Raw genomic sequence first — 24,821 nt, 5'->3', positions numbered from 1 at the left:
AGTGCTGAGTGTTGAGTTGGGCAAGAAATAACTCAACATTGAGCATTCAACATTCAGCATTAGGGAACGTATGGACCCAATCATCATTCTTCAGGCGGGCGTTGCAAGCGGCACGGTGCTGCTGTTCGCCACCGTAGGCGAAATTTTCGCCGAGCGCGCGGGCGTGCTGAACCTGGGCGTCGAGGGCATGATGCTGATGGGCGCGATGAGCGGTTTCAGCGTTGCGCTTTCGACCGGCAATCCGTGGCTGGGCGTGCTGGCCGCGATGCTCGTCGGCGGGCTGATCAGCCAGCTCCATGCGGTGATTACGATCAACCTGCAGGCCGATCAGGTGGTGAGCGGGCTGGCGCTGACCTTTGTGGGCACGGGTTTGAGCCTGGTGCTGGGCGAGGGCCTGAGCAAGGCGGGCGGCGGCGCGCTGCTGCCGGCATTTTCGATCCCGGGTCTGTCGCTCATCCCCATCCTCGGGCCGATTCTGTTCACCAACCAGAGCGTGATGGTGTATATCGGCTACCTGCTCGCGCCCGCCGCATGGTACTACATCTACCGCACACGCCCCGGCATGAACCTGCGCGCGATTGGCGAGTACCCCGCCGCCGCCGACTCGATGGGCGTGCATATCTACCGGCTGCGCTACCTGTATGTGTTTGTTGGCGGCGCGCTGGCCGGGCTGGCGGGCGCAACAATCAGCCTAGCCGTGTCGCCGGGCTGGTTTAGCGAGCTGACGACCAGTGGGCAGGGCTGGATCGCGGTGGGGCTGGTGATTTTTGCGCAGTGGAACCCGCTTCGCGCAATGTTTGGTGCATATGCCTTTGGCGCGCTGCGCCGCCTGATCCTCGACGTGCAGGGGCCGAACGTCATTCTCGGCCTGCGCAATCCGTTCTTCTACAACCCCTACCTGGGCTTTTTCCTGCAAATGCTGCCCTACGCCTTCACGATTATCATCCTGGTGCTTGGCTCGCGCGAGGCGGTGCGCAATCGCCTGGGCGCGCCGGCTGCGTTGGGCGTGCCGTATGTGCGCGGCGAACGCGGGCGCTAAGCTTTGAGGTAACGGAACCACGAAGACACGAAGGCACCAAGATCATAAGGTGAAGAAAGATGAACCTTGGTGTCTTGGTGCCTTGGTGGTAAAAATTCGTACCAGTTCTTCGTGTCTTCGTATCTTCGTGGTAAACATTCTCCAAGCAGACAGTGAGGTCTTCTATGAGCGAAGAATATGTGCTCGATACCCCTGTGGTGCGCGAGTTCATTGGGCAGGTGCGCGCTGCCATCGACGACGCGCCGCCCGCCGAGGCAATGCGCGCGATGGAGCCGGCCTTTGCGGCGCTGCTGGCCAACCAGACATGGCTGCCAGAATCCTTCCGCAGCCCAGACACGGCTGGCGGCATGGGCGGCGGCATTGCCACCTGGCTGATCTACGGCGCGGCTGACGCCAGCCTGTCGCTGTTTGCGCTGGTGGTGCCGGCCGGCGCGGCCACGCCCGTGCACGATCACCTGGCGTGGGGCATCGTTGGGCTGTACGCCGGCGAGCAGGACGAAGAAGTGTTTCGCCGCGCCGGCCCCGGCGACGAACACCACGCCCCGCTGGAGCTGACCGAGCGCAATCACCTGCTGCCGGGCGATTTCTACGTGCTTCTGCCGCCCGAAGGCGACATCCACCGCGTGCTGACCACTTCGGCTGTGCCGTCGGTGAGCATTCACCTGCTTGGCAACGACACCGGCTGCACTTGGCGGCACGCCTTCACGCCCGAAGACAGTGGCGTGCGCAGCTTCCGCTCGGGCTGGAGCAACCGCCCCTGCGACGACAAAATTTCGTAACCACGAAGGCACGATGGGTGACGCACTACGTACTACGCACTTGGCTTTATAGTGCGTAGTACGTAGCTGCAAACCTTCAGCCACAACTGCTCGTATCGCGAACCTCACTGAACGAAGATACCGAACCGGTTCTCGGTTCTTGGTTCTGTATCTCAGCGCCCTCAGTGCGCTCTGTGGCTTATTTCCCCCGACGCTGCACGCGCAACATCCATCCACCCGCAACGATTGCCAGCACACCCATGATGAAAAGCACCACCGGTGGCCCGCCATCGTTGGCGGTGCGCGGCAGGCTGCGCGGGCGAACCTGCGCGCTGGTTGCGCCGTTGGGCGTAGCAGTAGGAACGACCTCGGTTGCCTGCGCGGCTTGCTCAACGGGCGTGGCGGTTTGCTCCTGCGGAACCTCGCTGGGGATAGCAGTCTGCTCAGCGGGCGTGGCAGTTTGTTCCTGTGCAGTAGCGGTTTCCTGCGGAGTTGCGGTAGGCTGTGGCGTGGCGCGCGGGCGGCGCTTGGGTGTGGCGGTTGGCGTAGCAGTAGCGGCTTCCGTCGGCGTGGCGGTGACAGTTGGCGACGGAGCCTGCGCGGCCCAGGCTGCCCGCCCGGCCACATTCACCGTCAGCGGCTGACCCTGCGCCAGCACCAGGCGCTGCGAAGGCTTGTTCGGGTCGCGCTCGGCAAAGACTGTGCCCGCGCCGAGGTTGTAGGGCAGCGCAATGCTGATCGCGCTTTCGCCCGCGCCTGTGCCAAGCAGCCAGAACTGCGCGCTCCCCTGCCTATCGAGCGTGATCTGCTGCTGCTGCTGCCCGCTGTTCGCGCCACCCGCATCCGAAAACACCGCCGGCCCATTCACGGCAATTGTAACCTTCCCGCCCGCCTCAGATGGGCTGGCCCGCAGGGTGTAGGCGATTGACTGACCGGCGGGCGCGCTCCCAGCAGGCGGATCTAGCGTAAGCGTGGGCGCTTCGTTGCGGTGCGGCGGGCAGGGCTTGCCCTTCGCTTCGTTTGCTAGCGCAATCGCCCGGTCGCGCACGGTCGCGTCCGTCACCGTCGAAAGGTCAAGCCCGTCGGAGAAGACCCAGATTGCCAATTGCCGCGCCGCCGCTTCTTCGGCGGTTTTCGCGCTTGCCGCCGGGTATTTGCCCAGCAGGTAGCGAATCTGGCAGCCGTTCGGCAGGTCGAGAATCGTGCCATCGCTGCGATACGGGTCGCCGGGGCTGACATGCACATCGATCTGGATGCAAAACACTGGCACCGTCGCGCCACTGGCCAGCTTGAAGCTCAGCAGCCCGGCCCACTCGGTGCGATCCTTGCCATTATGGCGGAACGATACCTCGCGGCCGCGCAGCTTGCCAACAAAGGTGCCATCGAGCGGGGCCGCTTGCGCGCCAGGTGGCACCAGCAGCGCAAACACAGCCAGCGCGCACAGCAGCGCCAGCAGGGGACGACGAAGACGGGTCGGTGGCATAGCCAATGGCCTTCCTTGCAGATGCGATACCCCAAAAATCGGGGGACCATTATAGCTGCAAGAAGGGTGCCATGTGTTATGGAAAGTTACGACAGTGAGGCGTAATGAGGTGAGGGCGTGAAAGGGTGACAAGGTGAAGGGGTGAGCGTAGAGCGTAGAGCGTAAATCGAAATTGCGAATCCTTCGCGCCCTTTGCGCTCTTTGCGGTTTATTCCCCCGGTCGGCAGTAGGCAGTAGGCAGGTGGCAGTCAGCAGTAGGCAGGTGGCAGTCAGCAGTAGGCAGATGGCAGTCAGCAGTAGGCAGGTGGCAGTCAGCAGTAGGCAGGTGGCAGTCAGCAGTAGGTAGTGACCTGCAACTTTCAAACCTGCAACCTCTAACCTGTAACTTGCAACCCTTCGCGTCCTTTGCGCTCTTTGCGGTGAATAAAATGGTCATCGTTCGTCAATCGCCGCAATCGTAAATCGTCAATCGTCAATCGTACATCCTACGCCCCCAGCCACTCCTTGCGCAGTGCGGCGAAGCGCCCTTCGCGGATGCTGGCGCGCACTTCCGCCATCAGGTCGCACAGAAATGCGACATTGTGCAGGCTAACCAGCCGAATGCCCAATAGCTCCTGCGCGCGGAACAGATGGTGAATATAGGCGCGCGAGTAGTGCTGGCAGGTGTAGCAGCGGCACTGCGCGTCGAGCGGGGCGTCGTCGTTGCGCAGGCTGGCGTTCTGCACATTCAGCCGCCACTTGCGTGCGGAATTCCTCACCAGCGCCGCGCCATGGCGTCCCAATCGCGTCGGGCTCACGCAGTCGAACATATCGATGCCACGCGCCACGCCCTCGATCAAATCATCGACATCGCCAATGCCCAGCAGGTGGCGCGGCAAAGCGTCGGGCATGTGCGGCACCGTCATGTCCACCACCTCGTTGATCTGTTGCTTGTCTTTGCCAAGCGAGCCGCCAATGCACAGGCCATCGAAGCCGAGCGTGCCAATATACTCGGCGCTGGCGCGGCGCAGGTTCTCAAACACGCCGCCGTGCACAATCCCAAACAGCGACTGGTCGAGATTCGGCGCGGTGAAGGCAAGGTTCTGCCCGCCCAGCGTGTTTTGGTGGAACTGCAGGCAGCGCGCCTCCCAGCGGTGCGTGCGCTCCAGCGAGCGCGCCGTGTAGTCGTAGCCGGCGCGAAAGGGCGGCAGCTCGTCGAAGCACAGAATGATATCGGCGCCAATGCCCTTCTGGATTTCGATGCTGCGCTCGGGCGTGAACAGGTGCTTCGAGCCGTCGATGTACGAGCGGAAGATCACGCCATTCTCGGTTACTTTGACCATGCCCGGCTTGAGCTGGGCGTGCTGGCTTGGCCGCCGGCCCTTGACTTCATCGGCAATGCCGCCGTAGATCAGGCTGAACACCTGAAAGCCGCCGCTGTCGGTCAGGATCGGCCCATCCCAGCCCATGAAGCCGTGCAGCCCGCCCATACGCGCAATCAGCTCGTGGCCCGGCTGCAAATACAGGTGGTAGGTGTTGCCAAGAATGATCTGCGCGCCGGCATCGCGCACTTCTTCGGGCGTGAGCGCCTTGACCGTGCCGCGCGTGCCAACCGGCATAAACACGGGTGTCTCGACCGGGCCGTGCGCCGTCTGGATCACGCCAGCCCGCGCGCGGCTCCCAGTATCACGATGTTTTATGTCAAATGAAAGTGGCATAGCTTTGTTTTTCCGCATACAATAGGGGCGGCAAAGCGCCGCACGACCGCGCGTTATTCTACCAGCTTTTCTGGCTGCCCGAAAAATCGTTTGGCGGGCGTTCAATAGATAACATCCGCTCTTTGGGGAAAGGCGACGCCGCTATGCTCTGGATCGTCGGCTGGCTGACTGTGGTTGCGCTTGTGCTCGTTGCGTGGGTGGTGAAATTCGTCCGCCTCGACCGGCGAATTAATGCGCTGGCCGCCGCGCTGGTGTGGCAGGGCGACAGCGCGCCCACCATCAAGCGCGACGAGCAGGAGCGCATGCAGCGCCGCAACGACCGCATCAGCTGGACGCTGGTGGGCATCATGGTGCTGGCGGCCGCGCTGCTGCCGCCCCTGCCCGTGCCGGCGATCTATACCGCCATGCAGTCCGAAGCCTTTGGCTGGGTGATCCTGGCGGGCATTCTGCTGCTGCTTGAGCTGGAGCTTTCGCCAAGTTTCTACCGCAGCATTGGCGGCATGCGCGTGCGCGGCCTCGCCAGCGAGGGTTTGCAGCTTGCCATTGCCCTCAGCGCGCTGGCGGGTATTGCAACCCTGCCACTGGCCGAAGAAGCCAGCGTCAGCCACCCGATCAACCTCTACGTCGTGCGCATGTTTCTGCTCGGCAACATGGCCTTTTGCGGCGGCCTGACGCTCTACCGCGAAACGCGGCGGCGCGTGCGCACCGGCGACTTGCTGGCCCACGGCACGGTCGACAGCTTGCGCACATCGCTGCAAGTGCTGATTCTCTTCAACGTGGTGGCAATGGCGCTGGCCGCCCCGGTGATCATGAGCCTGCAAGTCACGGGCGTGCTTGAGCGCACCCAGACCATCGCCGCCGGCCTGAATCTGCTGGCCTTTATCTGGTCGGTGGTGTCGGTGGCGTATTTCGTCCTCTACACGCTGCGCCGCATCAACCACGCGCGCGGTTTCTCGTGGATCGACCCGCCGAACTGGCGCGTGGCGCTGCCGCACCTGCGCTACCATTTCCGCTGGCACGGCTTTTTCGTGGCGCTGGCCTGGGTCGCCGCCATCCAGATCCTGGGCGCGTGGCTGGCCGGCCCGGTGCCGGCTGGCAGCCCAACCATCGGCTTACGGCAGACGCTGCTGCTGCTGGCGACGCTGGCAGTGATGTTTTTTGTGATCATCTTTCGCTTCCGCCCGTCGGTTGCGCGCGGCCTCGGCTGGCTGAACCCCGCCGTCTGGCCCAGCGCATTGCGGCTCGCCATTCGCCACGGCTTCAACCCGCCGCTGGCCGACGTGGTGCGTACCACCTACCTGCAGGCGCTGTTCGGCACCAGCGACGAGGCCGCGCTGCTCGACCTGGTCGAAGAGCACGCCCGCATCGCGCCGCTCGACACACGCTGGAATGTGCGCTCGCTGCGCTTCAACATCATTGGCGACCCGGGCGAGGGCGACGACAGCCAGCTTTACCCCGGCAGCAGCTACCACGGCGCGGCCAAGCAGGCCAGCCGCGCCACGCAGGAGCGCAAAACGCCCGCCAGCAATGGCCAGCTGCTCGACGCGCTGATCAAAAACCCAACAGCCACCGCCACCATCGGCATCAACGACGACCCCGAGGCAATTGATTTCACGATCATCAGCTCGGATGTGATCTATCCGGGCGGCGAAATCTGCGATTACGAGCGCGCCTTTTACCGCCCCAACGCCCCGCGCGACCAGCATCGCCGCCTGCTTGCGCCCGGCGGCACGCGCACCTTTGCGCCCAGCGCCGTGGCCGACCAGTCGCCGCCGTGCTACGCCATCCCCGGCAATCACGACTGGTACGACAGCCTGCACGGCTTCCTGACGAACTTCGCGTACAACGCCACGCTCGGCACGCCGCCCGCGCCGCTGGCGCGCATCAAAACGCTGCCGTGGGACTGGCGGCCCTGGCGCAGGATCGACCGCCAGCGCGTAATGGCGCTGCGCCGCCGCTACCGCCTGCGCTCGGTCGGCGGCCTGCCCAGCCAGCGCGCCACGCACCAGCGCCTGTCCTTTTTCGAAATGACCTTTGGCCGCGCGCCGCTGGCCGTGCTTGCGCTCGATAATGGCGTCACCGGCTCGATCGACGCGCTGCAATACCAGTGGCTGGCCCGCCGCCTGAAGGCGCTGCGCGCGCTGCCCGAGCTGTATATCGTGGTGCTGGTAGGCAACCCGCTGTATGTGAATGGCGCGTTTGCCGGCAGCAAAGAAGCGACCGAGACGCGCTCGGTGCCGCGCCGCTCCTACTCGCCACGCGAGATTTACGAGCTGCTGCGCCGCTACCATGTCGATGTCGTGATGGGCGGCGACACGCATGCCTACGAGCGCTACACCGTGCGCTATACCGACGAGCAGGGCGAGCAGCACACGATGTACCATATCGTCAATGGCGGCGGCGGGGCCTACCTGACGCAGCCAATGGATTTCGGCTGGCTCGATTTCGATGTGCGAAATACCCCGACGCTGCCGCTCAGCCGCCGCTCGGTCTACCACCCCGACGTGTGGGGCCGCGACGCTGCACGCGACAAACAGGCCGATTGCGTGGTGCTCGACGACCTGTTCCCGACGTTCAACGAGATGATGCAGAAGTTTGTATGGAGCCAGCAGCCCGACCCGCCAACCAATCCGATCGAGCGGGCGCGCGCCTGGCTGAGCCGCCAGTACACCGTTGGCGCGCTGGCGAGTGGCTTCACCAACGCGCTCAACCACGACATGCCGCCGCTGCTGCAAAGCTATGTGCGCGCCGAGCTGGCGCAAACCGCGCAAGGCTGGCAGCTGCAGCTCATTCCCTACATGGAAGTGCAGAACGACAGCGACCCTGCGCCGCGCCTGCAACGCCAGCCCAACCGCGCGCGCTGGCTCGAACTGCCGCCGCTCGCTCGCACTGCCCACTCGAACACGCCGCCGCACGGCAGCCCGGTGCTCAATCTTCCCGCCGAGCGCGCTGTGAATGCGTGACAAGGAGACAAGGAGACAAGATGAGTTTGCAAGTTTTGAATGTTGAATGTTGAATGTTGAGTTTGCACGAAGCTGCAACCTTCAAACGTTCAAACCTGTAACCTGCAACACTTCGCGCCCTTCGCGCTCTTTGCGGTGAATAATAGTTTGGCCGCAGTCGTTGTTGCTATAAAACTCTGTGTCTCTGTGTCTCTGTGGTAAATTTCCGGTCGTCCGGTCGCCGGTCGTCCATCTCAGTTGCCCGCGCCGCATTCTTCTGCTATACTCTCTATCCGAACAGGTGTTTTGAAGTTCGACCGTGAATCGTGAATTGCGCGCCGCCAGCCGCCGCACACGGTTCACGCATTGCGTTAGGGAGACAGAGATGGAACTGCTTTACCTCGACCCAAACGCGCTTGAGGCCGACCCAAACGGCGTGCGCGAGGAGCCAGGCAATGTCGAAGGGCTGGCCGCGACCATCGCCGTGTATGGGCTGCTTCAGCCTATCGGCGTGGTGGAGGCTGGGCGCGGCCACTATCGTGTGGTCTATGGCAACCGTCGGCGCGAGGCTGCGCTGCGCCTCGGGCTTGAGCGCGTGCCCTGTATTATTCTCGACGCCGAAGACCCGCGCACGCTCATTCAGCAGCTCACCGAGAACGTCCAGCGCCAGGATCTGAACGATCTTGAGAAAGCGCGGGCCTTCTTGCGCCTGCGCGAGCAGCTTGGCAGCGAGCAGCCGCAGAACGAGGGCGAGCGCGACGAAGCTACTGCCCGCGCGGTCGGCCTGTCGGCGCGCACGGTGCGGCGCTACCTCGGCCTGCTCGATCTGCCCGAAGAAATCCAGCAGCTTCTGCGCGCTGGCGACCTGAGCGTCACCCAGGCGCAGCACCTGCGCCGCATCCCCAACCCGCGCACCCAGGTCGAGCTTGCGCACGCCGCCGTGGACGAGGGCATGTCGGCCGCCGAGCTGAGCCGCCTGTCGTCCTACTTCGCCGCCAACCCCAACCTGTCGCTCGACGACGCGCTCAGCGCGCTGGAGCAGGGCGTTGAGCTGAAGCGCGAAATCGTGGGCGCGCCGACCGCGCCTGCTGGCGGGCCACTGGGCAAAACCAGCGTCGCCTCGGTCGAGCCGAAAGACGACGACAGCGACCTGTGGGACGATGAGGACGAGCCAAAGGACGACGGCGGCTACCTGAGCGTCGACGACACAATCGAGAACCAGCCCAAGAACAAGGCGCGCGTGTTCCGCATTCGCTCGCTCGACCAGATGCTCGACGAGACCGACCGCCTGTCGCGCGCGCATGTCGAGGGCGACCTGGTGAAGTGGGTCAAGAGCGACACCGCCGCGCCAATGAAGGTCGGCCTGCTGCTCAAGCAGGTCGAGTCGCTGGCCCGCGCGCTGCGCCAGCTTGCCAGCCAGCAGGGCTGGGAGTTCGAAGAGTAGAACGCCGAGTCGCACCCGGCTTGAAACATCCGCATCGCCTCACGCGTCTGCCATATAGTGCATAAACATGCCGCCTGCCAGTGCGTTTGGCGGGCGGCACGCGATTCTCGGGGAGGCAATGATGAGCGACCCAGACATTCGGCCGATTGGCGAGGAAAGCGCCGACGGCGTGACCGAGCGACTGTTCAGCTACCGCGCCCCTGGCGGCGCGCGCCGCGTTGCCGAGATCATCCGCCCATCGGTAGCGGGCAGCTACGCAGCGGCGCTGTTCGTCCACTGGTACGAGCCCGAAGCGCACGACTCGAACCGCACACAGTTTGTCGAAGAGGCGAAGGAACTGGCCCGCCGTGGCGTGATTTCGCTGCTGGTCGAAACGATGTGGTCGGATCGCGATTGGTTCTACAAGCGCACCCAGGCCGACGACATCGCCAACAGCATGCAGCAGCTTGCCGAACTGCGCCAGGCGCTCGATCTGCTCTTGGCCGAGCCGGGTGTCGACCCAGCGCGCGTGGCGTATGTTGGGCACGATTTCGGCGCGATGTATGGCGTGCTGCTTGGCGCAGCCGATTCGCGCCCTTCGTGTTATGTGCTGATGGCTGGCACGCCACGCTTCCCCGACTGGTACTTGTATTACCCGCGCCTGCCTGAAGGCGAGCGCGTCGCTTTCCGCGCAACCTTCGCACCGCACGACCCAATCACGCAGATCGGACGGCTCGCGCCCGCGCCATTGTTCTTCCAGTTCGGCACCGGCGACCCGCACGTGCCGGCCGAGCGCGCCCAGGAGTTCTTCGACGCCGCGCACGAACCCAAGCGCATGGCGTGGTACGAATGCGGCCACGCCCTCAACGCCGCCGCCCGCGCCGACCGGCTAGAATGGCTCGGCCAGCAACTCGGACTCTTGCACAACTGAGTCCAAACCTTCTTACTCTGTGCTCTCTGTGATCTCTGTGGCGTTGTCGTTCGGCTGTGGTACTATAGCCCGCAGCCACCGCAGAGCAGAAGGGCAGAGGAGATGGCAGACACCGTTCACGTTTTATCCGCGCAGCGGCTCACCCCCGCACAGCTCGACCAACTGCGCGCCGTGTCGCCGCGCCTGCGTATCGAGCAGCGCCCGGCCTTTACCGCCGCCGCCGTGCAGGAAGCGCTCACCCCCGACACCGAAATCCTGCTCACCGGCCGCACCGACTTCGCGCCCGAGCACGCGCCCGCGCTGCGCTGGGTGCAGCTCACCAATGCCGGCGTGAACAGTGCGCATGGCAGCGCGCTCTGGAACAGCCCGATCCGCATCACTAACGCCAGCGGCATTCACGCCGGCCACCTCGCACAATACACCCTGGCCGTGATGCTGTCGCACGCGCACCATCTGCCGCTTACGCAGCGCCTTCAGGCCCGCCGCGAATGGCCCGGCGCCGAAAAAGAACGCCTGCTGACAGCCTGGGAGCTGCGTGGCCGGACGGTTGGCATTCTTGGCTATGGCGCAATTGGCCGCGAGCTGGGCCGGCTGGCGCGCGCGCTCGGTATGCGCGTGCTGGCCACCAAGCGCGCCGACAGCTCGCCGCGCTTCGATGGCTGGACGCCCGCCGGCACGGGCGACGCCGACGGCAGCATTCCCGAGCGCTACTATTCGCTGGAAGAACTGCCCGACCTGCTGGCCGCCAGCGATGTGGTCGTGCTGGCGCTGCCGCTGGTGGAAGCCACGCATCACATCATCGGCGCGGCAGAGCTAGGCGCGATGCGCCCCGACGCCCTGCTCGTCAATATTGGGCGCGGCCCGCTGATCGACCAGAACGCACTAATCGCCGCGCTGGAGGCAGGCACGCTCGGCGGCGCGGCCCTCGACGTCACCGACCCCGAGCCGCTCCCGGCCGACAGCCCGCTCTGGGGCTTTGAGAACGTGCAGATCACACCGCACATGTCGGGCATGAGCAAACACTACGACGCGCTCACCACCGATCTGTTCGCGGAAAACCTGCGGCGCTACCTGGCCGGCGAGCCGCTTTTCAATCTCGTCGATCGCGAGCGCGGATACTGAGGGGGGCGCCACGGCGTATGCGATACGCCTGGTTGCAGGTTGCCGCCGGGGCGTATCGCATACGCCTGGTTGCAGGCGGGGCGTATCGCATACGCCTGGTTGCAGGCGGGGCGTATCGCATACGCCTGGTTGCAGGTTGCCGCCGGGGCGTATCGCATACGCCTGATTGCAGGACGAAGGTCGTCATTCGTCGGCGTTCTCATCCAGCACCTGCCGCACCGCCTGCGCCAGCGCCGCCGGCATAAACGGCTTGGCCAGAAAGGCCACCCCTGCATCGATCTCGTTGTGATGCACAATCACATTTTCGGTGTAGCCAGACGTATACAGCACCCGAATGCCGGGATAAACCTGCGCGATATTCGCCGCCACCTGCGTGCCAACCTGCCCCGGCATCACCACGTCGGTCAGCAGCAGGTCGATTGGCGCGGGCAGGTAGGCGCGCGCCACGCTCGCAGCTGCCTCGCCATTCCCTGCCTCCAGCACGCGGTAGCCCAGCGCGCGCAGCACGCGCGCCGCCAGGTTGCGCACCGAATCATCATCCTCGACGATCAGGATCGTTTCGCTGCCAAGCGGCAGCAAATTCGTCGCATCGCCCGCTGCGTCGCGCTCGGTTGGCGCATCAACCAGCGGCAGGTAGATTTTCACCGTCGTGCCGCGCCCCAGCTCGCTATAGATTGAAATCGTGCCGCCGTGCTGCTGCACAATGCCATAGCAGGTCGCCAGGCCCAGGCCAGTGCCGCGCCCAACTTCCTTGGTGGTGAAGAAAGGCTCGAACGCGTGTTCGCGCGTCTCGTCGTCCATGCCCGCGCCCGTATCGCTCACCGCCAGCAGCAGAAAGCGCCCATCCGCGCCAAGCTGCTGCGCGCCAAGCGCGCCCACCACCTGCGTCTCAACCGTGAGTTTGCCGCCTTCGGGCATGGCGTCACGCGCATTCACTGCCAGATTGATCAGCACCTGCTCGATCTGGTTTGGGTCGGCGCGCACCGCATCCTGCTGGGCTTCCGGGCGCGTGTCCAGCTCGATATCTTCGCCAATCAGGCGGCGCATCAACGTATCGACGCTCAGGATCAGGCGATTCACGCCGATCACGCGTGGCGACATGATTCGCTTGCGCGCAAAGGCCAGCAGCTGCTGCGTCAGGCCGGCGGCGCGCTCGGCGGCGCGCTGGATCTCCAGCAGGTCGTCTGCAACCGGCGAGTCATCGTCCAGGCTGGTTTGCGCCAGGTTCACGCAGCCCTGTATCACCGTCAGCAAGTTATTGAAATCGTGCGCAATGCCGCCGGCCAGCCGCCCAACGCTCTCCATCTTCTGCGATTGCAGCAGCTGCGCTTCCAGGCGCTTGCGCGCCGTGCTTTCCACCACCACCGCGCCAACACCAATGATCTCGGCCTCGCGCGAACGAACGGCGTAGACGCTCACTTCCCAGTGGCGCAGCTCGGCCGAGGCCGGTGCCATTCCGCTCACCTCGCGGTCGATGCGCGGCGTGCCAGTGGCCAGCACCGCCCGCACGTCCTCGGCCAGGCGCGCCAGCGCAGGCGGGGCCATATCTTCAACTGGCCGCCCGCGCTGCGCCTGAATGCTCTGGCCATTCAGCGCCGCAAAGGTGTCGTTCAGCTGCAGGCAGGTGCCGGTCGCGTTCCAGAAGCAAATGCCAATCGGCGCGGCCGCCAGCAGAATACTGAGCTGCGCCAGCGCCTGATCCTTGGCGCGGTGCGCCTGGCGCTCACCCTCGGCCAGCTGCGCCCGTTTGAGCGCCTGCGCGCACTGCTGCGCCAGCGCCTCGATAAAAACGCGATCGGTGTCAGAACATTCCTGCGGGGTTTCGAACACAAACTGCAGCACGCCCAGGCCCGCGCCATCGACAATTAGTGGCAGCACGGCTTGCACCGGGTTTTCGGCATTCGAGGGGATGCTGGCCATGTAGGGGTAGAGCGCCAGCTTTTCTTCGAGCGAGCGAATATACACTGGCTCGCGCCGCCGCAGCGCATCGGTCAGCGGCATGGGCAGGCTCAGGGGAATCTCGGGCCACTGGTCGATCAGACTGGTGGCATAGCCACGGAACTGCGTGACCAGCAGGGCGCTGCCGGATTCGTTCAGCAAACCCACACCACCGCGGCTGGCGTTGATTACCGGCAGGCCCATGTCGAGCATCACGCCAAATACATCTTCAAGCGTGGATGTTTCGGCCAGCGCCGCCGTGATCTGTTGAAGCGCCGCCATGCGCTGCATCGCCCGTTCGGCAAAGGCGCGTGCCGCCCGCTCGGCGCGATACAGCTGTGCCCGGTCGATTGCCAGCGCCGCGCGCCCGGCCAGATCTTGCAGAAACTGAAAATCGTCGGTGCTGTAGGGCGGGCCTGCGCGGTCGCGCGACACCTGGATCGCGCCAATGATGCGCTCATGCACGGTCAGCGGAACGATCATCATGCTGGCGACGCCGATCTGCTCGAAATATGGATGGTAGGCTGGCAGCAGGCGCCGCCGCATGCGCGGCCAATCAACATGTTCCAGCCGCACCGATCGGCCCTCGGCCAGCACTGCGCCGAGCCCGAACGCCCCAATCTGGATGGGCTCCTGCTCCATCACTGCGCGCAGCAGCTCGCGCGGCTCGGCCTGGTGATGCCAGATCGCCACCGGGGCAATCGTCTGCTCTTCTCCCACCAGCGCCATGATCACCGAGTCGCCCAGCGCCGAGCCGATTTCCCGCGCCACCGCGTGGAGCGTGGCTTCGACATCCAGTTCAACCCGCGCCAGCATCTCGGTTGCATTCGCAAGCAGCCGGCGCCGCCGACGCTGCGCTGCCTGTTCGTGCTCGGCGCGCACCCGCTCGGAAACGTCGCGGTTCACCACCACCAGCGCCTGTGGCGTACCAGCTTCGTCGCGCAGCAGGCGAACCGACGAATCGATATAGACAAGGTGCCCATCACGATGGCGCTGCGCAATCGTACCCGCCCACTGGCCGTGCTCGTACACCTGCGCAAAGCTCGAAGCACGGTCGCCACCACTGAGAAACTCAACCGCAGGGATGATATCGGTATTTTTCCGGCCGAGCGCCTCTTCGGCCGACCAGCCATAGATGCGCTTGGCCGCGCCGCCCCAGTAGCTAATCGTGAAGGTCAGATCGCTGACAATGATTGCATCGTTGATATGCGCCAGTAGCACGCCAAGATCGAAATGCTGGATCGTATGCTCGCCCGAGGCAGGCGTGTCCAAACCACTGTCCTTCTCCATACGCTCCCCATTCCTGTCAGCAATGGCGCACAAGCATAGACATACGGCGGCAAAGAATCCAAACCGCCGGCCGTGCCGGGAAATTGCCCACGGCGCGATCAGCGGCTCAATATCCAGCTATTCTACCGGGCAAGCTGCACGCTTGGTATGCCCGCACCCCTGAATCGGCAACTATGCACCGCCGCTCAGGCGCGTTTCCAGCGCGGCCAGCGCCGCCGAAAGCTGCTCCTGCCGCAGGGCGGCCGTCATATCGCCGCGCGTGCGCTCAAGCACCGCCCGCAAGGCGTCGGTCGTGCGGCGCAGCCCGCCCGTGATCGCGTCAGGGTAATCGACGGTCACAAGCCTGCCGTAGATTTCATCCATCACGTCCAGCAGCGCCTCGCCACGCGCCACCTCGCCATGTCGCAGGCCATCGAGAATTGCGCGCCGCAGCTCGGATGCCGCCTCGGCCAGGCCATTCAGGTAGGGCGCCGGGTCGACCTGCAAGGCCAGCGGGCCGGGCGGCGGGTCGCCGTGCAGCAGGGCATATACCACTGCGGCTTCGGCATATTCTTTCAGCGCGTCCTGGGTGTAGCCCGCAAACAAGAGCGCGGGCGCATCGGCAAGGCCGGCCCGCAAATCACGCGCGGTGGTTGCAGCGCCGGCCAGCAGCTTCGCCGCTTCGGCAAACTCGCCGCGGTGCACCGCCCGAATGGTATTCGCGCACTGCCGCACCAGCGCCCGCGAGGTGGCCAGCGCCCGCTCGCGCGCGGCGTGGCTGGCGTCGATCTGCGCCACCGCCTCGCCAACAATCGCTTCAATACTCATCGGCTCTTCTCTTTCCCTGCGCGTGCTGCACAGTATGGTGAGGTGTAAGTATACACTATCATAATAGTTGCTCATCAATTGTCTGGGCAGACCTTGTCTGGGCGGACCTTGTCTGGGCGGACCTTGTCTGGGCGGACCTTGTCTGGGCGGACCTATGTGTCCGCCCATCCTTCTCTGCGAGGGCTACGCGCCCTCGCGCTCCGCGGCAAGAGGCCGCCGCCGGCCTCCTGCACCTCGCCGTCGGGGCCTTGCCCCGAACCCCAAAAAGAGCGTGGTTCGCATGCGAAATGGCTTACGGTCATGCCTCCGTTGTGCCAATATATGGGCATCGAACGAGATAGATTTGTATCAAACAAAAGCCATGCACATTGGCAACACCTCTGTCAAACACTGCCTGCTTCCATCCTCAACGGAGGCATGACAAATACCCGTCGAATATGCCGAACACCTAAAATTTGGGGTCCAGGGGCGAAGCCCCGGCCGGGGTGCAGGGTGCCGGCGCACCCTGCGGCCTCGCGGCCCGAGCGGGCTGCTTCACTCATAAGTACTGCTTGCGGCCCTGCGGCCCGAGCGAGCTGCTTTACTCATAAGTACTGCTTGCGGCCCTGCGGCCTGAGCAAACTGGCCTCACGCCAGCACTGCTTGATTCTACGCAAACTGCATCAAAAGCGGCCCTGCGGCCTGAGCAAACTGCATCAAAAACGGCCTCGCGGCCTGAGCAAACTGCATCAAAAACGGCCTCGCGGCCTGAGCGAATCACCCCTAGACAGAAACACAACCCCTGGTGTACACTAGAACTGTCACCGCACCATTGAGGCACTATGAACGACCAAACACCACCCGCCCTGCGCATACTGGGCATCTTCGCGCACCCCGACGACTCCGAGTTCTCGTGTGGTGGCAGCGCCGCACTATGGGCCAGCCAGGGCGCCGAAATCACCTACTGCATCGTTACCGACGGCGCGGCCGGCAGCAACGAGCCGAACGCAGATCTCGCCGAGCTGGTGCGTACCCGCGCCGACGAGCAGCGCGCCGCATGTGCCGCGCTCGGCGTCCTCGACGTGATCTTTCTCGGCTATGCCGACGGCACGCTCACCCCCTCGCTCGAATTGCGCCGCGAGCTCACGCGCCTGATCCGCCGGCTCAAGCCCGACCGCGTCGTCACCGGCGACCCAACGGCTGTGTTCTACGGCAACGACTACATCAACCATCCCGATCACCGCGCCGCCGCCGAAGCCGCCATCTACGCCGTCTTCCCAAGCGCCGGCACGCGCCCGATCTTCCCCGAGCTGCTGGCCGAAGGCTTCGAGCCGCACAACGTCAAAGAAGTGTACATCTCGGGCGACGAGGCCACTGCCAACACGCATGTCGACATCAGCAGCACGATCGAGCAGAAGATCGCCGCGCTGCGCTGCCACAAGAGCCAGCTCGACCCTGGCGACGGGCAGTGGGTGCGCGAGTGGGCCGCCAACTCCGGCAAAGCCGCCGGCCTGGCCTACGCCGAAGCCTTCCGCGTCATGAAGCTCGTGCCCGACGAAGCAACACCTCCCGAGCCGTCCGAGGGCGGCGCCGTTCACGAATAGCCCTGGCGCACTGCGGCGCCGGCAGCACGCGCGGAAGGGTTGGTCCCCCGCCGCCGCCGCCACCAGCGCCGCAGCCGCGCCCAAACGAAAGGAGCGCCATCGACAAGCCGTTACCCCGCCACTGGGCTTAGGCGTGCAGCCGGAACAGCCGGCAGTGCGCAGTGAGCAGTTCAGCGTGCAAGCGAAGCCAGGTTTCCAATCAACAAGCCTGCTTCTGATATGCCCGCTGCAACCTGCAACCTGCAACCTGCCAACTGAAATGGCATCGGTACGTACAGCCCCTTGGGTCGTTGCCCAGGCCTGGGACGGAGGCGACGCCTGATTTTCACCCTGCTTCAATGACGAAGCAAGTTCCCAGGTCGAACCGCTGGTGACGCCTTCCAGCGGCGCGTTCCTTGAAACATGCCCGTTTGCAATTTATGATTTTGGTTTGGAAATAGACGATTGCGGGCAATAGCACGCAGATCGTACATCACAAATCGTAAATCGTAAATCGACGGAAGCATCTCCGAAAGGCATCACAGAAGGAGTATCTCACCCGACCAGACAAACCGCAACTGAGCGCGCCCTGCCCCTGAGAATAGCTCGGTGGGGGCAGCACGCAAGCGTACAGAGCCGAATGAACGGTCTCACTGAGCATCCGAATATTTTTGCGCCTTAAAGGAGACACCCATGCTTCCGCTTGATCCGGCCATGCAGCAGACATTTGCCGACAATGTCTGGCTGCACTTTTTTCAGATGGGCCACACCGCCAGTACCTCCGCGCGGCCCACGACGGTCCTCGTTCGCGGGGAAGGGTCGCGCGTATGGGATCAGGACGGCAACGCGTACATCGATGCGCTGTCGGGCCTGTTCTGTGTGAATGCTGGCTACGGCCGCCGCGAAATTGTCGACGCGCTGGCCGCCCAACTGATGGACATCCCCTTTGTTTCGCCCTTCTCCTTCCCGAGTGCCCCGCAGATCCAGCTCGCCGGCGAGCTCGCCCGCATCAGCCCGATGGGGCCAAAAACCCGCACGTTCTTTGTCAGCGGCGGCTCCGAAGCCGTCGAAACCGCGCTCAAGCTCGCCAAGGCCACCCAGCGCCGGCGCGGCTTCCCCGAACGGCACAAAACCATCTCGCGGCGCGTGGTCTATCACGGCACAACCATGGGCGCGCTCTCGGTGAACGGCCTGACGGGCATCCGCAACGGCTTCGGCCCGCTCGTGCCAGGCGCGCGCCACGTGCCGCTGCCGCACCGCTTCCGCTGCAACTACTGCGCGCTGCACGCCCAGTGCACCAACACCTGCGCCGACGAAATCGAGCGCCTAATCGAGTTCGAAGGCCCCGAAACAATCGCCGCAATCATCATGGAGCCGGTGCAGAACAGCGGCGGCGCAATCGTGCCCCCGCCCGAATACCTGCGCCGCGTCCGCCAGATCTGCGACCACTACGGCATCCTGATGATCGCCGACGAAGTGATCTGCGGCTTTGGGCGCGTGGGCCACTGGTTCGGCGTGAACGCCTTTGGCGTCGTGCCCGACATCATCACCTGCGCCAAGGGCATCACCTCGGGCTACGCCCCGCTCGGCGCAGTGCTGGTGCGGCCCGAAGTCGCCAACGAATTCCTGGGCGGCGAGGGCGAAAAATTCATGCATGGCATCACCTTTGGCGGCCACCCCGCCAGCTGCGCCGCCGCGCTCGCCAACCTCGCCATCCTTGAGCGCGAGCAATTGCCGGCGCGCGCCGCCACCATGGGCGACTACATGCTGCGCGAGCTGCGCGCCGCTGTTGGCGAGCACCCCAACGTCGGCGATATTCGCGGCATGGGCATGTTCCTCGCGCTGGAGCTCGTGCACGACCGCATCGGCAACGCGCCGCTCGAAGAGCCCAACCTCATGGCCTGGCTCTCCGACCAGTGCAAGCAGCGCGGGCTAATCTGCCGCGCCGACGACCGGCTCGACCCGGTGATTCAGCTTGCGCCGCCGCTCAACATCCCGCAAGAAGAAGCCGACCAGGTCGTCGCAATCGTGGCCGACGTCATCCACGCGCTGGGGCGCAAGCTCGGCACCCAGCCGACGCTGGAGGCCGTCGCGCTCGGTCAGACGGTGAGCGTCGGGTAAGGGCTTAGGGTGAACCAAACGCGGGCAGGCCTGGAACGCATGCATACGCCTTCCGGGCCTGCCCGCCGCAGCAACGCGACTCGCATTTTCGCGGCTTAGCTCCGCACATCGCGCACACGCTGCGCATGTGCAGGAATTTTGGTACAATAGCACGAGTCCCATGCGCGCCAATGGCTATACGTCGCCTTCCACGAGTGTTCGCGGCGGTCGCACCCAAAATAGTACATTCTGGCGCACCGCTCACGTATTAGGGGTGTGGGTGAGGAAATAGGCGGGAATATTTCGCACACTTATAGTTGGGCGAGTCTCAGTTCGCAATTTGTCTCGATCTCGAATGGCGTTTTATTGAGTTGTAGCAAAACAATGCGGAGCCGCCACGAATGAACGAATCGAGCGTGGGATGAAGGCGCGTTGTGCCGTGTGATACCGTCAGCGCTTTCTCAACCCCGCGTAGTGTGAGCGCCCGTTGTGCTGGCGTAGTTCCAGTCAACGATTTCGCAACCCTGATGCAGACAGAAGCCGGTTCTCTTCCACGTGGTCGCGGCAACGCCTTCTCAACCCGGTGTGGTACGAATGCCCGTTGTGTCGCGTGATACCGTTCAAGGTTTTCGCAACCCTGCGTGGTACAAACGCCCGTTGTGTTGAAGTGGTTTCAATCAGCGTGGTTCGGCCGAGCGCAGTTGCTCGCATCGCATCAACGTGGCCGGTTTGTGCCTCAGTTCGGCTGTTTATCAAAGCTCTCGCCCAACACGCGCTTGCAGCGGACGCCGCTTCGCGTCGAGCAAGATCGGGCGTTTTTCAGCGCCGGTTTCTGCTACAATGTGCTTGCCATTTATTAAGGCGGCGCCGCTAAAGCGCAACCCGTTGGGCGCGTCTCGGCTCTGAAGGAGTCTCGATCTCGAACGTTGCTTTCTGTCTTTTCGGCACAAGAACGCGGTGCAATACGAAGAAACCAATCGAGCGTGGGATAAAGGCCCGTTGTGCCGCGTGGTTCCGTGTCGCACTTGCTCAACCCCGCGTGGTACAAAAGCTCGTGGTGCTGAATGTGATTCCGTTCAACGTTTAACCAAAGCAACGTGGTACGAAGGCTCGTGGTGCTGAATGTGATTCCAGTCAACGCTTTCTCAACCCTGCGTGGTATGGACGCTCGTTGTGCTGAATGTGGTTCCAGTCAGCGTGATTCCGCCAAGCGCAGTTGCTCGTGTCGCATCAACGTCGGCGTCTCATGCTTCCATTCGGCTGTTTATCAAAGCTCACGCCCAACACGCGCTTGCAGCGGACGCCGCTTCGCGTCGTGCGAGATCGTGCGTTTTTCAGTGCTCGTATCTGCTACAATGCTTGTGCGATCTATCGGCGGCGCCGCTAAAGCGCAACCCGTTGGGCCGCTACACCTCCGAGCAGACACAATCACGCTATACACAATCCGCAGCGTGAGCACGAGTTGGCACCCCATCATCATTCCCTCAGCCTGTTCATATGGATTACTACCGCGCTTCTGGTATACTCTTGCTCATCCGCTTCTTAGGAGGCGCACTATGGCAGGTTGGACAGAAATCAAAGAAGGCCCGGAAACACCAATTCTTAGGAGGCGCACTATGGCAGGTTGGACAGAAATCAAAGAAGGCCCGGAAACACCAATCGCGACTGTGCAGCAGTGGGGCAGCCTGTGTTCCTTCCTGCTCACCGTCACGTTCATTGTTCCACCTTGGATTTATCTTATGGGCGATTTGCGAGCTGCCATTGGGCCGTTCGCCTATGCCTTGGCCGATTTCCTGTTTGGACCAGTGTGTGCCGCCAGCTTGATCATGACCCTTGTCGTACTGCGCGAGCGCATTGGCGAGTGTGCTCCACGCCAAATGTCTCTGGCATTGCTCGCTGCGGCGCTTGCGGGAGCGATGTTCGTGACCGTCGCCTTCGTCCGTGCTGCCAACCGAGAGTACCTCACACACCATCCCGAACTGGAAACAATGCTCTTGCCAGCATGGACCACGCTCGTGACAGGCGCGATTGCGGCCGGCTGGCACTTCCTCGGGTGGGCGCTTTTGCTGATCGGGTCGGCAGGGTGGGCATCTCGCCGCCTTCCGCGTGGATTGAGCGTGTTGTATATGGTGGCAGGAATCGTCTCGCTGTTCGTGTATTTGCTGCCAGACGCGCACGGGTTGGTCGCCATATTCGGCGTAATGGTGAGTATCTGGCAGGGAGTCGTGCTGTGGAAAGCCGAGCCTGGAGCAACGTCGGCATCTGAAATAATGGCAGACCAACCTGATCGGGTCTGAATCTGGTGTTTTCGGTCGCAAATCGCTGTGGGCGTCGCGGCCCAACCTGCCATTCCAGTCGACGCCGCTGCGCGTCGAGCAAGATCGGGGCTTTTTCGACAGCTGGAAATCGGCTATTGCTTTCCCAATCTATGACGGCGGCGCAACTGAATGGCATTCCGTTGGGCGAGTCTTCGGTGTAAAGTCATCCCGCTCTAGAACGACGATTTCTGTCTTTTTGGCATAACAAAGCAGTACAGTCACAAGAGAGCAAATCGAGCGTGGGATGAATGCTCGTTGTGCCGTGTGGTTCTGTGTCGCGCTTGCTCAACCCTGCGTGGTGCGAGTGCTCGTTATGCTGACGTGGTTCCAGTCAACGTTTGGCGCAAAGCAATGTGGTACGAAAGCTCGTTATGCCGCGTGATTCCGTATCGCGCTTTCTCAACCCTGCGTGGTACAAAAGCTCGTTGTGCCGAATGTGGTTCCGGTCAGCGTGGTTCAGCCGAACGCAGCTGTTCGTATCAGTTTAACGCCGGCAGCGTATGCCTCAACTCGGCTGTTTATCAAAGCGCTCGCCCAACACGCGCTTGCAGCGGACGCCGCTTTGCGTCGAGCGAGATCGTGCGTTTTTCAGCGTCAGTTTCTGCTACAATGTGACAGCCATCTAGTGGTGGCGGCGCCGCTAAAGCGCAACCCGTTGGGCGCGTCTCGTTTCGCAGGTTGTCTCGATCTTGAACAGCGCGTTATGTCACTTATGCACAAGAACGTTGTGCAGCCACCAAGGAACGAATCGAGTGTGGGATGAAAGCTCGTTGTGCCGCGTGGTTCCGTGTCGCGCTGTCTCAACCCTGCGTGGTGTGAGTGCCCGTTATGCTGCCGTGGTTCCGTTCAACGCCTTGCACACACCAGTGTGATTCGAACGCTCGTTATGCCACGTGGTTCCGTTCAAGGTCGTCTCAACCCTGCGTGGTGTGAAGGCTCGTTATGCTGATTGTGGTTCCGTCAGCGTGGTTCAGCCAAGTGCAGTTGCTCGTATCAATTCAGCATAGTCAGCTCATGCTTCAACTCGTCGCTCTATCAAAGCTCTCGCCCAACACGCGCTTGCAGCTGACGCCGCTTCGCGTCGAGCAAGATCGGGCGTTTTTCAGCGCCAGTTTCTGCTACAATGTAATTGCCATTTACTGGTAGCGGCGCCGCTAAAGCGCAACCCGTTGGGCCGGCACCCGATCAGCCGCTTCCCGCAAAAAAGCCGTTTTGCGTGCCTCGTCATTGACTCACCAGTTGAAGTTTCGACGCACGCGACTCACAATCCAGCGACCATTGGCGAAATAGACGAATCCAAGTCGTGATGGCAGTCGTTTCACCTATAGGACGAATCACTTGCGCGAAAGCCGCTCCTAGCCGATAATAGGTGCTGTCGGATTCGTTCACTTTCATGTTGGACGGCAACCCATCATATTCTTCTTACGTTTGAGGCGTTGGATAGCTGTATCCCTCAATCAGCGTATCTTCTTCTCCTTTGATAGTCTGTCCACGAAGGTTTCGGCCCATGTCTGACTTGGTTTTTATCCAAATGTCTGGCGTACCTGGCGCGGGGAAAACGACACTTGCCCGCGCTATCGCACCACAGATTGGAGCGGTCATTATTGACCACGATATCACCAAAAGCGCTTTACTTGAAGCAAATGTACCACCCTCCACTGCTGGCGCAGCGTCGTATACTGTTTTGGACGCTCTTGCCCGCGATCTCCTGCGACAAGGCTGGAGCGTGATTTTTGACAGTCCCTGTCTGTATGTCGAATTGCTCGAACGCGGGCAACGCCTCGCCCACGAGGCTGGCGCACGCTATCGCTATATTGAGTGCCGGCTGGCAGACCTTGATGCACTCGACCACCGGCTACGCACGCGCTCACGATTGCCGAGTCAACTCAGTGGGATACGTGTTCCGCCCGTAATTGGCACAGGAAAGACCGAAATCAACGATGCCATGTTCCGTGAGTGGATGGACACAATGCAGCGGCCAACTGATAACTACCTGGTCGTTGACACAACACAGCCGCTTGAAACGTACATTCCTACAGCACTCGCATATGTCAGGAACGATGGAACGACGCCGGTAGCGTCTTGAGAAGCACGGCACACGCCAGCCGATATGTTTCTCAATCAAAAGCCAAAACAGGTTGCCGTCCAACACGCGCTTGCAGCGGACGCCGCTTCGCGTCGAGCAAGATCGTGCGTTTTTCAACGCCAGTGTCTGCTACAATGTGATTGTCATCAATCCGTGGCGGCGCCGCTAAAGCGCAACCCGTTGGGCCGGCACCCGATCAGCCGCTTTTCGTAAAAAGGCCGTTTCGCATGACTCGCGATTGGCACCTCAGCGGCGATTTCGGCGCACGCGATTCGCAATCCATCGACCATTGGCGAGATAGACGAATCCAAGTCGTAATGGCGGTCGTTTCACCTATAGCACGAATCACTTGCGCAAAAACTGCTACTGCTCGATAATAGGCGCAGGCGATTCGTTCACTTATAGTTGGGCGGCAACCCATTTTCGCACGCAATGTGTTGGTCTCGTCGATACAACAGGAGGGTACGATGACAGAGAGCTTTCCACGAAGGGGTTTGTTCGACACCGAAGAGCGCACGCTGTTCTGTGATGCGACTGGCCGCGAGTATCACCTTTCCGTCGCACTACCCGAATCATACGCAACCTCCAATCAATCCTTTCCGGTGATTTATCTCCTTGATAGCGACCTGCTGTTTGGTATGGCGGCTGGTCTTACTCCACTTTCGCATTGGTGTGTGGGAACACCGGAGGCCATTGTCGTGGGGATTGGCTATAACATACAGAGCTATGCCGAGTGGCATGACTTGCGAGGACGCGACTTCTTTATCCCTGAGGTCATGCATTGGATGCCCGAGGATCCAATTGGCGCTGCCGACCGATTTCTTACTGCTCTTACACAGGAGATCATTCCGTTTGTCGAAACAAACTATCGCATCACCTTCTCAGACCGCTGCCTCTATGGCTACTCAGCGGGCGGTTTTTTTGCCATGTATACTCTATTCCATCAACCCCAAACCTTCCAACGCTATCTGTGTGGAAGTGGCCTCTTCGATCTTGCTTATCCCCATGTGATCCAGCATTCTGAGCGCTTGGCTGCTAGGAGCGCAGATGAGCCGCTCTGGCTGTATCTCTCTGTAGGTGAGTTAGAGGATGACATGGTACCGGGCTATAAGCAACTAATAGATTTCCTGAACAGTGAGAACTTCCCTTGTCTCAAACTGAGCACGGAAATCTACTCAGGCGAACCGCACGGTTCAGAAGGGGTTGCGCTCACATATCTTCATGGCATTCGCAAGGTATATCAACCTTCACGCACATCTGAATAACGCAAGGCTTTGAGATGGAGAGCTGTAACAGCCAGCGACGATACTGACATCCTGTTCTCA

16 protein-coding genes are annotated in these 24,821 nt (G+C 62.4%); 12 read left to right on the top strand and 4 right to left on the bottom strand.

Features of this window, described 5'->3' with window-relative positions; translation table 11 throughout:
- Positions 1–70: 70 nt before the first annotated feature.
- Together M1P90_RS06875 and M1P90_RS06870 are read left to right on the top strand one after the other, a co-directional pair.
- Positions 71–1,039, top strand: a complete 969-nt coding sequence (locus M1P90_RS06875) for an ABC transporter permease (protein ID WP_483701863.1) — start codon at positions 71–73, stop codon at positions 1,037–1,039.
- Positions 1,040–1,203: 164 nt separating this feature from the next.
- On the top strand, positions 1,204–1,818 hold the full coding sequence (locus M1P90_RS06870) for a cysteine dioxygenase family protein (protein WP_483701862.1): 615 nt from the start codon (positions 1,204–1,206) through the stop codon (positions 1,816–1,818).
- A gap of 178 nt (positions 1,819–1,996) precedes the next feature.
- On the opposite strand, the gene M1P90_RS06865 is transcribed toward M1P90_RS06870, so the two are convergent.
- On the bottom strand, positions 1,997–3,280 hold the full coding sequence (locus M1P90_RS06865) for a thioester domain-containing protein (protein WP_483701861.1): 1,284 nt from the start codon (positions 3,278–3,280) through the stop codon (positions 1,997–1,999).
- 485 nt (positions 3,281–3,765) lie between these two features.
- Positions 3,766–4,977, bottom strand: a complete 1,212-nt coding sequence (tgt, locus tag M1P90_RS06860) for a tRNA guanosine(34) transglycosylase Tgt (RefSeq protein WP_483701860.1) — start codon at positions 4,975–4,977, stop codon at positions 3,766–3,768.
- Positions 4,978–5,120: 143 nt separating this feature from the next.
- On the opposite strand from tgt, the gene M1P90_RS06855 reads away from it, so the two are divergent.
- The 4 genes from M1P90_RS06855 to M1P90_RS06840 all read left to right on the top strand — a co-directional run bounded on the left by M1P90_RS06855 (position 5,121) and on the right by M1P90_RS06840 (position 11,395).
- Complete coding sequence (locus M1P90_RS06855) at positions 5,121–7,940, top strand: metallophosphoesterase family protein (RefSeq protein WP_483701859.1); 2,820 nt, start codon at positions 5,121–5,123, stop codon at positions 7,938–7,940.
- A gap of 364 nt (positions 7,941–8,304) precedes the next feature.
- Positions 8,305–9,363 (top strand): ParB/RepB/Spo0J family partition protein, encoded by a 1,059-nt coding sequence (locus M1P90_RS06850; protein ID WP_483701858.1) that lies wholly within the window; start codon positions 8,305–8,307, stop codon positions 9,361–9,363.
- Positions 9,364–9,484: 121 nt separating this feature from the next.
- Entirely contained in the window at positions 9,485–10,273 is a 789-nt protein-coding gene (locus tag M1P90_RS06845; RefSeq protein ID WP_483701857.1) for an alpha/beta hydrolase family protein, read from the top strand.
- Positions 10,274–10,375: 102 nt separating this feature from the next.
- Positions 10,376–11,395: a D-2-hydroxyacid dehydrogenase gene (locus tag M1P90_RS06840; RefSeq protein ID WP_483701856.1), complete on the top strand. Its 1,020-nt coding sequence runs from the start codon at positions 10,376–10,378 to the stop codon at positions 11,393–11,395.
- A gap of 183 nt (positions 11,396–11,578) precedes the next feature.
- On the opposite strand, the gene M1P90_RS06835 is transcribed toward M1P90_RS06840, so the two are convergent.
- The gene (locus M1P90_RS06835; protein ID WP_483701855.1) at positions 11,579–14,623 is read right to left on the bottom strand and encodes a PAS domain-containing protein; all 3,045 of its coding nucleotides are present in this window, start codon (positions 14,621–14,623) and stop codon (positions 11,579–11,581) included.
- A gap of 171 nt (positions 14,624–14,794) precedes the next feature.
- The gene (locus tag M1P90_RS06830) at positions 14,795–15,430 is read right to left on the bottom strand and encodes a haloacid dehalogenase (protein WP_483701854.1); all 636 of its coding nucleotides are present in this window, start codon (positions 15,428–15,430) and stop codon (positions 14,795–14,797) included.
- Between the two features lie 821 nt (positions 15,431–16,251).
- Between M1P90_RS06830 and M1P90_RS06825 the strand changes: the two genes are divergently transcribed.
- The 6 genes from M1P90_RS06825 (at position 16,252) to M1P90_RS06800 (ending at position 24,761) form a co-directional block, all read left to right on the top strand.
- On the top strand, positions 16,252–17,013 hold the full coding sequence (locus M1P90_RS06825) for a PIG-L deacetylase family protein (RefSeq protein WP_483701853.1): 762 nt from the start codon (positions 16,252–16,254) through the stop codon (positions 17,011–17,013).
- 672 nt (positions 17,014–17,685) lie between these two features.
- Positions 17,686–19,113 carry an aminotransferase family protein gene (locus tag M1P90_RS06820; RefSeq protein WP_483701852.1) on the top strand — a complete coding sequence of 476 codons (1,428 nt, stop codon included), beginning with the start codon at positions 17,686–17,688 and terminating at the stop codon, positions 19,111–19,113.
- 1,535 nt (positions 19,114–20,648) lie between these two features.
- Positions 20,649–21,389 carry a hypothetical protein gene (locus M1P90_RS06815; protein ID WP_483701851.1) on the top strand — a complete coding sequence of 247 codons (741 nt, stop codon included), beginning with the start codon at positions 20,649–20,651 and terminating at the stop codon, positions 21,387–21,389.
- Positions 21,390–22,352: 963 nt separating this feature from the next.
- Entirely contained in the window at positions 22,353–22,556 is a 204-nt protein-coding gene (locus tag M1P90_RS06810) for a hypothetical protein (RefSeq protein ID WP_483701848.1), read from the top strand.
- Positions 22,557–22,917: 361 nt separating this feature from the next.
- Positions 22,918–23,496 carry a P-loop nucleotide/nucleoside kinase family protein gene (locus tag M1P90_RS06805; protein ID WP_483701836.1) on the top strand — a complete coding sequence of 193 codons (579 nt, stop codon included), beginning with the start codon at positions 22,918–22,920 and terminating at the stop codon, positions 23,494–23,496.
- A 467-nt stretch (positions 23,497–23,963) separates the two neighbouring features.
- The gene (locus tag M1P90_RS06800; RefSeq protein ID WP_483701850.1) at positions 23,964–24,761 is read left to right on the top strand and encodes an alpha/beta hydrolase; all 798 of its coding nucleotides are present in this window, start codon (positions 23,964–23,966) and stop codon (positions 24,759–24,761) included.
- The last annotated feature ends 60 nt before the right edge of the window (positions 24,762–24,821 follow it).

It is taken from the genome of Kouleothrix sp. 19917, from assembly GCF_057073505.1.
This window is presented reverse-complemented; position numbering and strand designations above follow the sequence as displayed.

What these genes read in the sequence shown, in the direction of transcription:
- tgt (WP_483701860.1), bottom strand. Translation starts at nt 4,977, where the DNA reads ATGCCACTTTCATTTGACATAAAACATCGTGATACTGGGAGCCGCGCG.
- M1P90_RS06835 (WP_483701855.1), bottom strand. Translation starts at nt 14,623, where the DNA reads ATGGAGAAGGACAGTGGTTTGGACACGCCTGCCTCGGGCGAGCATACG.
- M1P90_RS06865 (WP_483701861.1), bottom strand. Translation starts at nt 3,280, where the DNA reads ATGCCACCGACCCGTCTTCGTCGTCCCCTGCTGGCGCTGCTGTGCGCG.
- M1P90_RS06875 (WP_483701863.1), top strand. Translation starts at nt 71, where the DNA reads ATGGACCCAATCATCATTCTTCAGGCGGGCGTTGCAAGCGGCACGGTG.
- M1P90_RS06805 (WP_483701836.1), top strand. Translation starts at nt 22,918, where the DNA reads ATGTCTGACTTGGTTTTTATCCAAATGTCTGGCGTACCTGGCGCGGGG.
- M1P90_RS06815 (WP_483701851.1), top strand. Translation starts at nt 20,649, where the DNA reads ATGGCAGGTTGGACAGAAATCAAAGAAGGCCCGGAAACACCAATTCTT.
- M1P90_RS06800 (WP_483701850.1), top strand. Translation starts at nt 23,964, where the DNA reads ATGACAGAGAGCTTTCCACGAAGGGGTTTGTTCGACACCGAAGAGCGC.
- M1P90_RS06855 (WP_483701859.1), top strand. Translation starts at nt 5,121, where the DNA reads ATGCTCTGGATCGTCGGCTGGCTGACTGTGGTTGCGCTTGTGCTCGTT.
- M1P90_RS06845 (WP_483701857.1), top strand. Translation starts at nt 9,485, where the DNA reads ATGAGCGACCCAGACATTCGGCCGATTGGCGAGGAAAGCGCCGACGGC.
- M1P90_RS06810 (WP_483701848.1), top strand. Translation starts at nt 22,353, where the DNA reads ATGCTGATTGTGGTTCCGTCAGCGTGGTTCAGCCAAGTGCAGTTGCTC.
- M1P90_RS06870 (WP_483701862.1), top strand. Translation starts at nt 1,204, where the DNA reads ATGAGCGAAGAATATGTGCTCGATACCCCTGTGGTGCGCGAGTTCATT.
- M1P90_RS06830 (WP_483701854.1), bottom strand. Translation starts at nt 15,430, where the DNA reads ATGAGTATTGAAGCGATTGTTGGCGAGGCGGTGGCGCAGATCGACGCC.
- M1P90_RS06840 (WP_483701856.1), top strand. Translation starts at nt 10,376, where the DNA reads ATGGCAGACACCGTTCACGTTTTATCCGCGCAGCGGCTCACCCCCGCA.
- M1P90_RS06850 (WP_483701858.1), top strand. Translation starts at nt 8,305, where the DNA reads ATGGAACTGCTTTACCTCGACCCAAACGCGCTTGAGGCCGACCCAAAC.
- M1P90_RS06820 (WP_483701852.1), top strand. Translation starts at nt 17,686, where the DNA reads ATGCTTCCGCTTGATCCGGCCATGCAGCAGACATTTGCCGACAATGTC.
- M1P90_RS06825 (WP_483701853.1), top strand. Translation starts at nt 16,252, where the DNA reads ATGAACGACCAAACACCACCCGCCCTGCGCATACTGGGCATCTTCGCG.